Source organism: Mariniphaga sediminis, from assembly GCF_003573545.1.
GTDB classification, from domain to species: Bacteria; Bacteroidota; Bacteroidia; order Bacteroidales; family Prolixibacteraceae; genus Mariniphaga; species Mariniphaga sediminis.
In genome coordinates, this window is the sequence record NZ_QWET01000001.1 from 215,875 (window position 1) to 232,415 (window position 16,541).

Annotated in this window: 10 protein-coding genes; 9 read left to right on the forward strand and 1 reads right to left on the reverse strand. The window is 40.2% G+C overall.

The genetic code is table 11. From position 1 onward, the window contains the following. Positions 1-4: 4 nt before the first annotated feature. From D1164_RS00735 to D1164_RS00765, 7 genes are all read left to right on the forward strand, one after another. Positions 5-1,717: a RagB/SusD family nutrient uptake outer membrane protein gene (locus D1164_RS00735; RefSeq protein ID WP_119348017.1), complete on the forward strand. Its 1,713-nt coding sequence runs from the start codon at positions 5-7 to the stop codon at positions 1,715-1,717. A gap of 16 nt (positions 1,718-1,733) precedes the next feature. Further along, complete coding sequence (locus tag D1164_RS00740; protein ID WP_172594283.1) at positions 1,734-3,152, forward strand: DUF4960 domain-containing protein; 1,419 nt, start codon at positions 1,734-1,736, stop codon at positions 3,150-3,152. Positions 3,153-3,219: 67 nt separating this feature from the next. Then, positions 3,220-4,779: a glycoside hydrolase family 32 protein gene (locus tag D1164_RS00745; protein WP_119348019.1), complete on the forward strand. Its 1,560-nt coding sequence runs from the start codon at positions 3,220-3,222 to the stop codon at positions 4,777-4,779. 14 nt (positions 4,780-4,793) lie between these two features. After that, the gene (locus tag D1164_RS00750) at positions 4,794-6,173 is read left to right on the forward strand and encodes a serine hydrolase domain-containing protein (protein ID WP_119348020.1); all 1,380 of its coding nucleotides are present in this window, start codon (positions 4,794-4,796) and stop codon (positions 6,171-6,173) included. A gap of 72 nt (positions 6,174-6,245) precedes the next feature. Further along, the gene (locus D1164_RS00755) at positions 6,246-7,871 is read left to right on the forward strand and encodes a glycoside hydrolase family 32 protein (RefSeq protein WP_119348021.1); all 1,626 of its coding nucleotides are present in this window, start codon (positions 6,246-6,248) and stop codon (positions 7,869-7,871) included. A gap of 20 nt (positions 7,872-7,891) precedes the next feature. After that, positions 7,892-8,971 (forward strand): alanine racemase, encoded by a 1,080-nt coding sequence (locus tag D1164_RS00760; protein ID WP_119348022.1) that lies wholly within the window; start codon positions 7,892-7,894, stop codon positions 8,969-8,971. Positions 8,972-8,979: 8 nt separating this feature from the next. Then, positions 8,980-10,797 carry a serine hydrolase domain-containing protein gene (locus D1164_RS00765; protein ID WP_119348023.1) on the forward strand — a complete coding sequence of 606 codons (1,818 nt, stop codon included), beginning with the start codon at positions 8,980-8,982 and terminating at the stop codon, positions 10,795-10,797. A gap of 276 nt (positions 10,798-11,073) precedes the next feature. Here the strand turns inward: D1164_RS00765 and D1164_RS00770 are convergent, their stop codons facing one another. Then, a complete protein-coding gene (locus D1164_RS00770; RefSeq protein ID WP_147371976.1) occupies positions 11,074-13,869 on the reverse strand; it encodes a hybrid sensor histidine kinase/response regulator transcription factor in 2,796 nt (931 codons plus the stop codon). Between the two features lie 208 nt (positions 13,870-14,077). Between D1164_RS00770 and D1164_RS00775 the strand changes: the two genes are divergently transcribed. Next, on the forward strand, positions 14,078-14,677 hold the full coding sequence (locus D1164_RS00775) for a superoxide dismutase (RefSeq protein WP_119348025.1): 600 nt from the start codon (positions 14,078-14,080) through the stop codon (positions 14,675-14,677). 243 nt (positions 14,678-14,920) lie between these two features. Next, a complete protein-coding gene (abc-f, locus tag D1164_RS00780) occupies positions 14,921-16,537 on the forward strand; it encodes a ribosomal protection-like ABC-F family protein (protein ID WP_119348026.1) in 1,617 nt (538 codons plus the stop codon). Positions 16,538-16,541 lie beyond the last annotated feature (4 nt).

Genomic DNA, 16,541 nt, shown 5'->3' on the forward strand with positions numbered 1-16,541 from the left:
ACCAATGAAAAAATTACAGTTTATATTTTTGATTCTATGGAGTGTCTTTCAAACTTCATGTAACAAGGATTTTCTCGATGTACCTCCGTTGGGAACAATCTCTGACGCGCAATTGAATACTCCTGAGAACATTGAAAAATTAATCATTGCAGCTTATTCCAGCCTGGGGAATGATCATTACACGGCTCCAAATTCCCTGTGGCCTTATGGCGATTTAAGAAGTGGTGATGCTTATAAAGGGGGAGCAGGCCCCACTGATTTAGGCGATTTTCACTTCTTTGAAACCTTTGTTTTTTATTCGCCGGACAACGGGCTTGCCGACATCAAATGGTTCAGACAATATGTGGCCATTTCCAGGGTGAATAATGCCTTACGCCGAATTAACGAAATGGACGAAGAAGAGTTTCCGCTAAAAAAGGTTCGTCAGGCCGAGTTAAAGTTTTTGAGAGGTCATTTTTTCTTTGACCTGAAAATTCTGTTTAAACACATCCCTCATTTTGATGAAACAGCTACCGTTGATGATATCAATAAAGCAGGCAATGATTTGTCTAATAATGAACTTTGGGATAGGATTGCAGCCGATTTTAGGTTTGCTGCTGAAAACCTGCCGGAAAGTCAAACACAAATAGGAAGGATCAACAAATTCCAGGCAAAAGCTTATTTGGCAAAGGTTTTATTGTATCAGGCCTATGAACAGGATGAAAACCATAATGTTACCGGAATTAATCAGGACAAGTTAAATGAAGTGGTTACATTGATTGATGAAGTAATTGCTTCAGGGAAATATAAATTGACAGATGATTTTGCTGAACCCTTTTTGTGGGAATTTGAGAATGGCCCGGAATCTGTATTTGCCATTCAGCGTTCAATTGATGACAATACGCCGCAAGGCGGAAGAGTGGATTTTTCTGCCATGCTGAATAATCCTATGAATCCGGAATTCGGATGTTGCTGGTTTCATATCCCTTCACAGAACCTCGTAAATGCTTTTCAAACCAATTCAGAAGGACTGCCCTTATTTGATACATTTAACAATAATGATGTTAAAAATGTGCAGGATTTAAAGAGCGGGAATATAGATCCCCGTTTAAATCATACCGTTGCATTTCCCGGTGTTCCCTGGAAGTACGATCATAATCACATTTATCAAACCAATTGGGCAAGAACTGTAAATATTTATGGTTATTACTCCTCATTAAAAGAGAATGTTTCGCCGGATTGTGATTGTTTTGTAAAACTTCCGCCGTTCATGTCCAGTTCCAAGAATACAATACTTATACGATTTTCAGATGTATTGTTGTGGAAAGCTGAAGCTTTAATAGAGTTGGGCAGGCACGGTGAGGCGTTGCCCATAATAAACCGGATAAGGAGCAGGGCAGCTTCAAGTATTCAGAGACTTACGCTTCCTGATGAAACACTCATTGGAAATTATAATATTTCCATGTATGGGAGTACCGGTTGGACCCAGGACTTTGCAAGGCGGGCCCTGAGATGGGAAAGGCGATTAGAACTTGCCATGGAAGGCCACCGGTTTTTCGATCTGGTTAGATGGGGTATCGCATCGGAGTATATCAATAATTATTTTGAAGAAGAGAAGAGTAAAAGAGAGTATTTGAGAGAGGCATACTTTGAAAAGAACAGAGATGAGTACCTTCCTATCCCACAGCAACAGTTAAATTGGAGTAAAAATCTTTATGAACAAAATGCAGGTTGGTAATATAAAAATGTGTGCCATGAAATATTTAAAATTGAATTATCTGATAGTTTACTTTCTACTGGTCGTTTTTTCTTCGTGTGAGGAATATGTAAGCTCTCTAAAACTCGATGCTGATGTTACAATACATGAGTTTACGATGAATAACAAGCAGGGTGAAATCAGTGAAGAGAATAAAACCATTGTTGTATATGTGCCGGCGGGGACCGATGTGACACAGATGTCCCCCAATATCTCATTGGATACTGACGCGGTATTGCTACCCGATGTTACATCAGGATACGATTTTTCTCAACCTGTTAAATTGAAAGTCATTAATGGAGATGTTTACAGCGAATATACCATTCACGTATTATTTATAGATCTTACCTTTTCTTCATTTTATTTGAATGGAGTAAGAGGTACCATAGATAATAATGCAAATACAGTCACCGTAACACTTCCTGTAAATACAGATTTAACGAACCTGGTTGTAACAGCTGATGTCAATGAGAATGCAGTCATTTCACCTGATATAACGTTAGGTTTGGATTTCACCAATCCGGTGGAGCTGACAGTTTCTAATCAGGGCGAATCCAAAACCTACACCATAATGGTGAAACTTCAGGAAACCTATATGGGTTTTCTGGGTACCTATGCAGACTCTCTTTCTATTACCGAAGATGATGAAAAAGCAGCCGCTGAATGGTTTTTTGACAATTTTGAAAATGGGCGGTACGTCAGTTTTGACGCAATAAAAAGTGGTTCTGTAGATCTCAGCCAATACCAGGTATTATGGTGGTATCATGATGCTTCCCCGGATATACCTGAGATAGCTTTAGATGCAGAAGTGTTGGGTGCCATTACTGATTTTTATAAAGCCGGAGGTGACCTGTTATTGAATACACATGCTGTTGGGTATTTATGGCCCATGGGACGTATAACCAATAATTATGCAAAAGTAGTTGGTTCCGGCGGAGGTTGGGATCTTAATGACAGCTGGTATGTTGGAGTCACCGTTGGAGGGAACCTGCAACCGTACGATAAAAGTTCGCATCCCGTTTACCAGGGGCTTTCTACTGTTGTTCAGGGCAATGGCGATATTTGGATTCCGCTTACCTCTCCGGGATGGGTAGAAGATCACAACCATGTGATTATAGAAATAGCTCCTTTTCACGGATTTGACTATGGAAATGCCGGCGCTTATAATGCATTTAGAAATGCCAATCAGGTAGAGTGGCTGGGCGTTTGGGCCGGTAACCGGGATTATTATATGGCAGGCGTTATGGAGTTCCTGCCGACAGAAGAATTCCAGGGAAGAGTTATTGCACAGGGACTTGGAGCATTTGAGTTTAATAAAAATGCCCAGGGAGAATTAAATCCTGATGGAACAAACTTATACCAGAATAATGTTGAAAGATTTACGAAGAATGCGTTAGAATATCTGTTAACGAATTAGTAATGAAAGAGTATTTCCCGGAATTGTCCGGGAAATACTTTGTTTATGTTTAATCATATAAATAGTAATGATGAAGTTATCAGGGGAGAGAACAGGTTTATTTTTGTTGATATTTTGGGTGTCACTTGTTATGTACTCCTGTAGCTCAGGTGAAGATGATGATCCCATAGATGAGCACAAGAATTTAGAAGTGAGAAGTACACGGCCTTTTTACCATTTAACACCACCAACAGGCTGGATGAATGATCCCAATGGGATGGTTTTTTTTAAAGGGGAGTACCACATTTTTTATCAGCATAACCCAGACGACATAGTATGGGGCCCCATGCACTGGCGACATGCTATCAGTTCCGATCTTTTTCACTGGAAAGATCAGGGGATTAAAATTGAACCGGATGAGATAGGCACCATATTTTCCGGAAGTGCGGTGGTCGACTGGCAAAATACCAGTGGTTTTCAGACAGGGGATGAAGAGGTTTTGGTAGCCATGTTTACTCATGCCGGTAATTTGCAGGTGCAGAGCCTTGCCTACAGTAACGACCGGGGACGTACCTGGGAAAAATACGACAACAACCCGGTACTTTCAAAGGTCGGTGATTTCAGGGACCCTAAAGTATTCTTCTATTCGCCTGAACAAAAGTGGATACAGGTGATTGCCGCAGGGGATCGAATTCAAATTTATTCTTCTTTGAATATGGTTGATTGGGTTTTTGAAAGTGATTTTGGACCAGGTATTGGTTACACAAATGGCGTATGGGAATGCCCGGATCTTTTCCCGCTTAAAAGTGAAGATGGAACAGAAAAGTGGATCATGATAGTGAGCGTGGGGGGAACCTCAGAATATAGCGGAGTGAATGGCGGGAGTGCTACTCAGTATTTTGTAGGAGATTTTGATGGAAATAAGTTTACCCATGAAAATGACGAAATATTATGGGCCGATTATGGTATTGATAATTATGCAGGCATCACCTGGTCTGATATTCCAAATGAAGATGGAAGAAGGATTTTTATCGGATGGATGAATAATTGGCATTATGCCGGACTCATCCCGGCCACAGAATGGAGAGGAGCAATGACTGTCCCAAGGCAACTGGGACTGAAAAAAAACTCAGATAACGAGTATTTCATGACTTTTGAACCAGTAGAGGAATTGCTGGGGGTAGCAGGGAAAAATGAAACCTATAACGAAGCGGTTCAGGAAATAAACATAGAAGATAATGAAATAATACAAAGTGGAAGTTTCAAAATTAAAACCCAAATTAATCTATCCAATAACTCCTTTTTTGAGTTGAAAATATATAACAGCAGGGAGGAGGTCCTGTTGAAATACGATAAGAATCAGGCCGTTTTTAGTATAGATAGAAGTTTTTCAGGAAATACTCATGTTCACAATCTTTTTGTCAAAACAATAAAGTGTGATTACGCCATAAAAGATAATATCCTTCCCCTCGAAATACTTCTCGACCAGTCTTCAATAGAGGTATTTGTCAATAACGGGGAAAAGGTTATGACAGCACTTATCTTTCCGCGTTACGAGTTTAATGATTTGAAAATTACCGGAAGCGGAGGAAGCGAACTGATACAGGGGCTGGAATTGGTGTCCATTAAAAAAACAGTTGATAATTAGTAAAAACGAGAGCGATGAAATATAAGAATATTTATTATTTGTTGGTTTTTATCATTTTTATCGGGGCAGGATGTTCGGATGATGATAACTCTCCTGGAGAAGGTAATCAGGAGAATGAATTGAAAACATTTGCTCTGGATGAGAGCCGAAATAATATCCCTGTAACCTCGGAGGGCTCTATCGATGGTAATATGGTAGAGGTATTTTTACCGCCCGGAACTGATATCTCTGCTTTAGTAGCCGATTTTACACTTTCCGATAATGCAAAAGCTTTTATTGAAAATACGGAAGTTGTTAGCGGAAAGTCGGTTATTGATTTCCGGGAGGTGGTTGAACTAACGGTAATTTCAGAGAGTGGATTATCCCGGGTATACAAAGTTGGTATAAAACAGGATTATGAATCTGTTGACGAGGAAGCAGAGTATATAATGAATAAATATAATATTCCGGGTCTTCAGTTGGCTGTAACTTATAAGGAAAGGCTGGTTTATTTGAAATCATACGGGATAGCCGATAAAGAAACGAATGCACCTGTAACCAATGAATCCTTATTCCGGGTTGCCAGCGTTTCAAAGTCGGTTACTCTTGCTGCCATATTAAAGCTGATTGAAAATAATAAGTTGAGTTTTGACGATAAAGTATTTGGAAGCGAAGGTATTCTTGCTTTCGACTACGGAACACCACCTTATGGTCAGCATGTGGAATCAGTAACCGTTAAACATTTAGTAGAACATAAATCAGGGTGGACCAATTACCCCTTTGATCCTATGTTTGGTTACCCGGGGTATAATAATGAAGAACTTTTAAACGAAATGTTAGACAACAGATCTATCGCCAATACTCCGGGAACCGTTGAGAATTATTTGAATTTTGGCTATTTCGTTTTGGCCAGGGTTATTGAAAAAATAACCGGGCTTCCGTACGAAGAATATGTTCAACAGGCCATACTTGAACCCTGTGGTATTAGTAATATGAAAGTGGGTAAAACGTTGGTCACGGATCGGTTTGAAAAGGAAGTGGTTTATTATGATCAGGAAAACTATAGTCCTTACCTTATTGATGTCGCACGGATGGATGCCGGCGGCGGATGGATAGCCAGTGCAGAAGATCTGACCCGCTTCCTGGTCAGGATGGACAGAAACAATTCGAAGCCGGACATTTTATCCGCCACTAGTCTGAATTACCTCTATCTGTCCTATGGAACATGGGTTTTTAATGGTTCCATGTCAGGTACCGCTTCATCGTTATCCAGAATCAATGACGATTTGGGAGGTTCGGTAGTGGTAAATACCAGAGCTATACCCGATACGGAAATGCTGTCAGCTATAAATAATTTACTCACTGTTCGTATCGCAAGTATAACCAAATGGCCTAAGTATGATCTTTTCGACTGATGACAGAGAGCATGCAGGCATTTGCCAATTAAACGAAAGATTTTAAGAGAAACACTTAATCGAACAAAATATATGAGATATCTGAATTTTGGAATAAAAGGCTATTTACATCGTGCGGGGCTAATGATATTTACGTCATACATCATATTGTCGATTGCAGGATGTACCCGTTCGTCTGAAAAACAGTCCTCATTGGGAGCAGATGAAACCCACAAAGAGAAGTTCCGTCCACAGTACCATTTTACCCCTAAAGAGATGTGGATGAATGATCCCAATGGTATGGTCTATTTTGAAGGAGAATATCACCTTTTTTATCAGCACTATCCTGACAGTGTTGTTTGGGGGCCCATGCATTGGGGGCATGCTGTCAGTAAGGATCTGGTACATTGGGAACATCTTCCCATCGCACTTTACCCCGACAGTTTGGGATACATATTTTCGGGGAGTGCTGTAATAGACTGGAATAATACAAGCGGATTTGGTTCAAAAGATAATCCTCCCATGGTGGCCATTTTTACTCACCGGCACCTGAATGGCAAACCGCGCGGTTTTGAAAGCCAGTCTGTTGCCTTTAGTGTGGATAAGGGAAGAAGCTGGACGAAGTATAAAAATAATCCTGTGTTGGTAGATGAGAACAGCCTGGGTTTTCGGGATCCAAAAGTATTCTGGCACACGAATACCCAAAAATGGATTATGATTCTCTCCGCTGAGGATAAGGTAAGGTTATTTTCTTCAGCAAACCTGATTGACTGGAACCCGGAAAGTAGCTTTGGAGAAAATATCGGAGCTCATGGCGGAGTTTGGGAATGCCCGGATCTGTTTGAACTTCCGGTGGAAGGGACACAGGAGTCAAAATGGGTAATGCTGGTAAGTATTGGCAATGGCGGGCCAAACGGCGGGTCAGCAACGCAATATTTTATTGGCGATTTTGACGGGACACATTTTACTCCGGTGAACGAAGATATAAACTGGCTTGACTACGGCAAGGATAATTATGCCGGAGTTACATGGTCTGATTTGCCCGACAACAGCAGAAGGGTTTTTCTTGGCTGGATGAGCAACTGGCAATATGCAAATGTAGTTCCTACGCATCCCTGGAGAAGTGCCATGACAATTCCCCGGGATCTTTATTTGAAATGTACAGAGGATACATATCGACTGGTATCCTCGCCGGTGCCCGAACTTATTGACTTGAGAAATAATGTAGAAGTAGTTTCCTCGCAGGTAATTTCAACAAATCTTGATTTGAACCTTAAAAATAATCAGCTGTGCCAGTCTGAATATATTTTTGAATTCGAAAATGCAACAGACAATGAGACTTTAAAGGCTGATTCTATAATTGTAGAATGGTCTAATGTGGAGGGAGAAAGGCTGGAGGTTGGCTATTTGTTAAAGAAGAATGTAGTCTTTATAAATCGCACCGTATCTGGACTGACAGATTTTTCAAATGAGTTTCCGGTAAAACAAACCGCTCCTTACAGCAGTGACAGAAGTTTGAAACTTCATGTGTTTATGGATTGGTCATCCACAGAGGTTTTTGTTAATGACGGAGAGGTTGTGATGACTTCGTTGTTTTTCCCTGATAAACCGTATGAAGATGTCCGGATATATTCTAAAGGCGGAGAGATAACGTTAAAAGAAGCGAAGATATGGGAATTAAATTCTGTTTGGAACGAGGATAAACGTCTGGCAGATTAATATAGAATGATACCTTAAGAATGAAAGATCTTACATTGAGTAAACCAACCTTTATTATTGATAAAAAGAAGTCAATAGATAAAATAGAGGCAATGTTTAAGAAGGCTACCCGCCAGGGAGTTCAACTCCGACCACATTTTAAAACACATCAAAACTATGAAATCGGGACATGGTTTAGAGAGGTTGGTGTCCGGGCAATTACTGTTTCTTCCTGTGAAATGGCGGAATATTTTGCATTCGATGGTTGGAATGATATTACCATAGCCTTTTCTGTAAACCTGAATGAAGCAGATAAGATAAATTCGCTATCGTCAAGAATCAATTTGAATATCTTACTGGAAGATATTGAGGTGGTAACTAGTCTGGAAGAAAAGCTTACCAATAAAGTGGGCGTATTTGTAGAAATTGATACAGGCTATAAAAGGGCAGGGCTTAATCCTGCGGATACGGAAACAATTGGGCAACTTTTGAAAAAAATAAGCACGTCAGATAAATTGATTTTTAAGGGCTTCTTAACTTTTGCCGGGCATAGTTATTTTGCGCAAGGGGAAGCGGAAATTCAGCGTGTATTCAATCAATACATGGATGATATGTTACGCCTGAAGGAGAAATTTGGAAGGGCATTTCTCTCCTTAAAACTTTCGGCCGGAGACACTCCTACATGTAGTATTGTCAGTAACTTCAGAGGAGTTGATGAGATACGCCCCGGGAATTTTATATTTTACGATTTGATGCAGGTATTGATAGGTTCCTGCAAAAGAGAACAGGTTTCAGCAATCGTTGCATGTCCGGTAGTTGCCATCCATAAAGAGAGGCAGGAGATCATTATTTTTGGCGGAGCTGTACATTTTTCCAAAGAGATGCTAACAACGCCTGAGAAAGGTGCTTTTTATGGCGATGTGGTGGAGTTGAGCGGGAAAGGTTGGAAGACTGAAGAAACAGGAGCATATGTATCCTGGATGTCGCAGGAGCATGGTGTTGTCAAAGCGCCTGCATCCTTTTTCGAGAGAATAAAAGTTGGGGAATTTATTGGGGTTATACCCGTTCATAGTTGTCTTGTGGCCAACCTGATGAAGGGATCTACCCTGATAATAAATTGACACTATATATGAAGCGACTGAAAATAAGTATTTTGCTATTATTCGTGATATGCTTTGGGTTTCATTGGAATAGTAAGGCCCAGCCAAGTACGGAGAATTTATTTTTAGGGGTGGAGACGTCGAAAGATATTTTTCCGGGACAAAACCATCGGTTCTCAATAGAACTGGACAGCGGTTTACAGGCAAGCGGGCATATTAAACAAAACGGTGTAAACCTGAACATTTCGGTATTCTCACCAACGGGAAAAGTTCTTCTCTCACAGGATTTACAGAAGAATGTCCATTCGGCTGAACCTTTTAGTTTTGAAACCACCGAAAAGGGGAAATACCTTGTTGAGCTTTTGCCTGTACAAGGGAATATTATACATCTGGAAAATGATAAAAACAGGTTTGTTTGGGATGGAGAAAGAAGAGTTCCTTACGAGGCAATAAATCAACAAGGTACTTATTCGATTTTGGTAGAGAAGGCAGATAAAGGGAAAACTTTTTCCGAACGGATAGATGAACTTTTCAGGTTTTATGACCGGAAAGAATACCCGGGAGTGGCAATGGCTATTGTAAAGAATGACGAAGTTATTTATTCTAAAGGCTATGGGGTGGCAAATGTTGAATATGATATCCCGGTAACTGTTTCTACCGTCTTTCATATCGCTTCTGTTTCCAAACAATTTACAGGGTTTGCCCTGGCAACGCTGCATCACGAAGGTATGATTTCCCTGGATGATGCTATTCAGGAATACATTCCTGAGTTGCAAATAGAAAGTAAGATTACCATACGGCAGATGCTTAATCATACAAGTGGATTAAGGGATCAATGGATGTTAATGGCCCTTGCCGGATGGAGGATGGATGATGTGATTACCCAGAATCAATTGTTGAAAATGATTTATAATCAAAAAGACCTGAATTTCAAACCCGGTGAAAAGTATAGTTATTCCAACACCAATTATACGTTGGCAGCACAAATTGTGCACAGGGTAACCGGGAAAACACTGAGAGAGTGGGCCTCAGAGAGGATATTTAAACCTTTGGGAATGGATAATACTTTTTTTTATGATGATCATGAAGAAATTGTAAAAAACAGAGCCTATTCCTATGATGACAGATCCGGAAGCCTCAAAAAAAGTAATCTGAATTTTGCGAATACCGGGGCCACCGGACTTTTTACCACAGCCGGTGATTTTTCCAAATGGCTTATCAATTTTAATGAAGAAAATGTAGGCAACCAGGCTATTTTTGACTTGTTCACAACGAAAGGGATACTCAATAACGGAACAGAAATCCATTATGCCCTTGGGTTGGCATTGGGAGAATACAAGGGGCATCCTGTTATCGATCATTCAGGTGTTGATGCGGGCTATCGGTCATTTATGATGTTTTTCCCCAAAGATACATTGGGTATCATTGTATTGAGCAATATTGCATCGTGCAATACGATTCAACTTGCCATGAAAGTGGCTGATATTTGCTTCGATATTAAGACGAAGCCGGAAGTTGTGTGCCATGAAAGTTCGGAAACAATCGTCCCTTATGCAGATACTAAGGAGATTGATAAAAACATTTTGGAACAATATACAGGGAATTATTATTGTAGCGAGTTGGATACCCGGTATCATTTTTCTATTAAGAATGAAAAACTAGTGGCCAGCCATAAAAGACTGGAGGATATCGAATTTCTGTCCAAAGGAGCTGACATTTTTAAAGGTACCTACTGGATTTTTGACCATGTTGAGTTTGTTCGGGATAAGGAGGGCAAGGTTTATGGTTTTAATGTATCTAATGAGGGGGTTGAAAAAATTACGTTTATTAAAACGGACGGTTTTTAAGGTTGTTTGAACATGTGGGCAGGAAAATGACCAGAAGGAAAATATTCAATTCGGGTTGGCCGAAACGGAGTACGTTAATCTCTTCCGGATGACTTCTTTCAACAAAAAATAATCTTCACAAATAAATTTTAAACAACCCCTGAAATTTACGGTAAATTACTGCATGGTTGTGCCGCTGAAATATCCGCCATTTCCTTTCAATCTTTCTGCACAGAACTTATTTGTACAATGACATATTTTTCCTGGAAACAGGAATAAAATGCAGGGTAATGGAGGCTAATACTCTGTTCTTTGCCGGAATTCGCTTGGCGACATTTTAAACTGATCTTTGAAGCAGCGTGTGAAGTAGGATGGGGAAGAGAACCCTGATTCATACGCAATTTCTGCAATCGATTTGCCACTGTTTTTCAGTAGTTCGAGAGATTTTCGAAGCTTGACAGAATTGGCAAACTCACTGACAGACATGTCCGTCAGTTTTTTAATTTTCCGGTAAAGGTGTACCCGCGACATGCCGGCTCTTTGTCCTAACTCGTCCACACTCAAATCTTCCTTCCCTATGTTTTGTTCGATAATCCGGGTGAGCTCATTAATAAACTTGCGGTCCATGCGGCTTAAGTTCCCAAAATCTTCCCTAAAATCAAGACTGACTTTGTAGTGTTCCCTTATTTTCGACCTCAACTCAAGCAGTTTTTTTACTCTTATTTGCAGGTGTTTGCTGTTGAATGGCTTGGGAATGTATGAATCAGCGCCTTCTTCCAGCCCTTCCAGTTTATGTTCCAGCTCTGCTTTGGCCGTAAGCAGAATAATGGGAATGTGGCAGGTTTTTATATCTGTTTTTAGCAGGCGTGTTAACTCAAGTCCGTCCATTTCCGGCATCATTACATCACTAATGATAAGATCCGGTTCTTCCTTCAGAGCCATTTCAATGCCTGATTTACCATTGGCAGCTTCCACAATCTGATACTTATTCCCCAAACTGAAACGGATGAAATCTCTTACATCTGCCATGTCTTCTACTAATAAAATGAGCGGCTTCTCAGCCTGATTCATTTTATTTTCGATATCACCCGGTGAGGTTACTAATTTGGGAGTAGAAACATGGTAGTTTAGCAGATGCTTCGGTATTGTTTCCTCAGCCACCATCTCTTCCGGTCTCAAATGTTGGTTCCCCAGTGGTAAGTATATATAGAATGTGGTGCCTTTCCCTTCGTCACTTTCCACTTTAATTCGGCCATGGTGTATCTCAATAAATTCTTTTGACAGGCTCAATCCCAAACCAGTTCCGTTAAAGGTTTGCGATTTGCCAACCTGGTAAAAACGATCGAAGATTTTATCCAAATGTTTTGTGGCAATGCCGGTGCCTGTATCAGATATTATTATCTGAACTTCATCCGGATTTATGCCGGGAGTTTGAGAGCGATGTTTTTTTAAGGTTATTGAAATTTCACCTCCATCGGAAGTAAATTTGTAGGCATTGGAAAGAATGTTAAAGAAAACTTTATCCATTTTATCACGGTCAAACCAAACAAATAAGTGTTCTTCTTCCGAGATAAATGAGAACCTTATATTTCGACTTTGTGCCAGGGATGAAAATGATTCTTCAATTTCTTTTAAAAAGAGTATCAAATCGTTTTCTGAGGCTACCAAATCCATCTTTTTGTTTTCCAGTTTTCTAAAATCCATTAACTGGTTGACAAGCCGCATAAGCCTGATGGTATTTTGGTGCATAAGCCGAAACTGGTTTTGGTGCATCTCACTATATTGAGAAGATTCCATCATATTTTCCAGGGGGCCTTTAATGAGAGTTAACGGGGTTCTGAATTCATGCGAAATATTGGTAAAAAAGCGGAGTTTAGCCTGGGTTGCTTCTTCCAGTTGTTCGCTTATTTTTATCAGCTCATCGCGTTGTTTTAAGATGGCGGTATTTTGTTTTTCAATTTCCCGGTTTTGTACCTCCAGTTTTTCGTTGGCCATTTTTTTATTTCTGAAGGCATTGAGAATTACAATGGCCAATATTACAATCATTACGAGCAGGGTAATGGCAAGCAGGAGCATCAGGCGCTGGCTCTGATACCTCGATATTTGAAGATCAAGCACCGAACGTTGAGCTTCTATTTTTTGCTGGAGTGCTTCAATCTGTTCGCTTTGAAGTTTTAAGACCTGTGCATTGTTGGAATCGATTACAATAGTTTGCATCACATTATCGCGTACAAACGGCTGTTGATTTAAAATTTTATACGCAGTTTGAATGGCTTCTTCTCCTCCGGTTGGATAAAGGAATGTGGCATCCAGTTTGCCATTAATTATGGCTTCTATTCCACCTCCCACACCAGGCAGGCCGTCAATTCCCAAAAAGAATAAGTCTTTTTGTATTCCCTGCTCATAAGCAACCTTATACGCTTCCCGTGCCATTACATCATTATGGGCAAACACCAGATCAAAATCCTTTTCTGTTTTAAGCACCTTTTGCATGGCCTCCCTTGCGCCTTCTTCGTTCCATTCTCCTGATGCGGAAAAAACAATATTTATTTCAGGATAATTGGAAATGACATCTTCAAAACCTTTCCTCCTTTCTGTAGCCGGCGACGATCCCTCCAACCCGGAAATTTCCAATATTTTTCCCTTCCCTTTCAGTAATTCCACCGTATATTTCCCTGCCTCTTGTCCGATTCGGTAGTTGTCTCCTCCAATATATGCGGTATATTTGTTCGATTCAATCTTCCTGTCAACAACAATGACCGGGATGCCTGAATCAAAAACTTTTTCTACAATGGGAGTTATGGGTGCCGATTCGTTGGGCGATACAATGAGGAGATCTATACCTTCTTGTAGAAATGATTCGATCTGTTCAATCTGTGTTTGGTTATCCTCTTTGGCATCTTTTATATAAAGCTCCATTTCCGGATGAAAAGAAAGCTCGATCTGCATAAGCCTTTGCTGGGTTTGTCTCCATAAATCAGTAGTGGTGCACTGAGAAAAGCCAATGGTATATTTTTTTGCTCCAACTGAAAATACATTGAATAGCAGCGTAAGAAGAAGAATAAAGGTTAGGAAAGTCTTTCTTTCAGTCAATTGGTATTGTTTTAAAATATTTATTCAAATATGACAAAAATAACAGTAATATGTAAGGGTAAAATAAATTATTACTCTTGTTGGTGAACAATAGAATACTTAAATGTGTTTTTATCTCAAAATATTTGCAAGGACAGAAAATGGAACCTATATTTGCAGATAAGGACAAAAAAGTATTTTAATAATTTTAAAAAAGACACATAAAGATATGGCATTTGAATTACCAAAATTAAGTTACGATTATTCAGCTTTGGAGCCGCATATTGATGCGCGCACGATGGAAATACATCACACAAAACACCACGCAGGTTACACAACTAATCTGAACAATGCAGTTTCAGGAAGTTCTCTTGAAGGAAAAAGCATTGAAGAAATATTGAAAGGTGTTTCGGGGCATTCCACAGCTGTTAGAAATAATGGAGGAGGATATTACAATCATAATTTGTACTGGGAGGTATTAGCTCCGGGTGGACCGGAAGGTCCTCAGGGTGAATTGCTCAGTGCAATAAACGATTCATTTGGTTCAGTACAAAATTTCCAGGAGGCTTTTGTTCAGGCTGCTTTAACGCGGTTTGGATCAGGTTGGGCATGGTTGGTTCTTCAAGATAAAAAACTGGTGGTTTCGTCTACGCCCAACCAGGATAATCCGCTGATGGATGTTGCAGATGTTCAGGGAATGCCCATTCTGGGTATTGACGTGTGGGAACACGCCTATTACCTGAATTATCAAAACAGACGTCCGGATTATGTAAATGCATTTTGGAATCTCATCAACTGGGACGAAGTTACCAGGCGGTTTAAAGGTTAGTTGATTTTTGGTTTTTTTCCCCGGGACGAGGTCCCGGGGTTTTTCTTGCATTTTTGTGTAGTATTATGTTAATTAACGGTGTCGTAAATTGTACTACTATTCATAGGGTAAAATTCTTTTCGGCGTTTTTAAAAAATAGTATCTTTGTAGTTCACTAAAAAACAAGTAAGATGAATACAATAATTTCTTTCGGAAATCTCAAAAACACATTTTTTAATCCGGTAAAAACAAAAGAAAGAAATTATGCTTACTGCTCAAAATATCAGTTATATACATCCCGACAAAGAGTTGTTGTTTGAAAACATCACTTTTTCAATATCCAAACAAGACAAAGTTGCATTAATTGGAAATAATGGTTCAGGCAAATCGACCTTTTTAAAAGTCCTTGCCGGCATTTTGTCGCCCGCAGGCGGAGTCCTTCTTCAGAGTTCCACTCCCTATTATGTTCCGCAGCATTTCGGGCAATTTAATGATCTTACGGTTGCCGGAGCCCTGCAGATTGAGAATAAGCTGGAGGCACTAAGAGAAATTCTGAATGGGAATGTATCTGAGAAATACATGACTTTGCTGAATGAAGACTGGACAATAGAAGAGAGGTGCCAAAAAGCAATGGCCTATTGGGGAATTCAGGATATTCCCCTCATGGAAAAGATGAATAAACTGAGTGGTGGTGAAAAAACAAAGGTTTTTCTGGCCGGTATTTTCATCCATAAGCCCGGCATTGTGTTGCTTGACGAGCCGACAAACCATTTGGATCTGCAAAGCAGGGAGCTGCTATACCATTATGTCAGTTCATGTTCCGAAACGCTGGTTGTTGTGAGTCACGACCGGCTTTTACTCGACCTGGTTCATACGGTGTATGAACTCGAAAAGGGTGGTGTTATCGCCTATGGTGGAAATTTCAGCTTTTACAGGGAGCAAAAAGAAATGGCAGAACAAACTGCTGTTCATCAGGTAAAAGAAAAGGAAAAAACGCTGAGGAAAGAGAAAAAGCTCATGGTAAAGTCTTTGGAAAGACAACAGCGAAAGGAAGTGAGAGGCAGCAAGAAGCATGAAAAGGAAGGCGGTCCCCGTATTCTGGCGCATCTCTTGAAAAATAAGGCAGAAATGACCTCGGCCCGGTTAAAGGATACACATTCAGGCAAAATTGAAATAATCTCAAACGAACTGGCTCAGGCAAGGATGCAACTGCCTGAAATGCGAAGAATAAAAATGGATTTTGAGAATTCATCGCTTCATTTTGGAAAAATACTTGTTACCGCAAAAATGATCAATTTTGGTTATCAGAATCAAATGTTGTGGAATGAACCACTGAGTTTTCAAATCAGAAGCGGGGAACGGATAAGCTTAAAAGGAAAGAATGGCTCGGGGAAAACCACTCTGATAAAGATTATTTTGGGTGAAATTCAACCGTCCTGCGGGATAATCACACGCGCCGGACTGAAGTCAATCTACATCGACCAGGATTATTCACTTATTAAAGACCATCTGACCATTTATGAGCAGGCTTGTCAATATAACTATTCTGCGCTGGAGGAGCATGAGATTAAAATCCGGTTAGCCCGCTACCTGTTTCACCGCGAAGTTTGGGATAAGCCATGTTATACCCTGAGCGGCGGTGAAAAAATGCGGCTGATGCTTTGCTGCCTGATGATAAGCAACAGGGCTCCGGATGTGTTCGTTCTGGATGAACCAACCAATAACCTAGACATTCAAAACACGGAAATGCTTACCTCTGCCATACAGGAATACTCCGGAACATTGCTGGTTGTTTCCCACGACAGTTGGTTTTTGAAAGAAATAAACATTGGACGAACGATTGACCTGGATGCATCTTTAGAAAAGAATGTGTTTATATGATGTC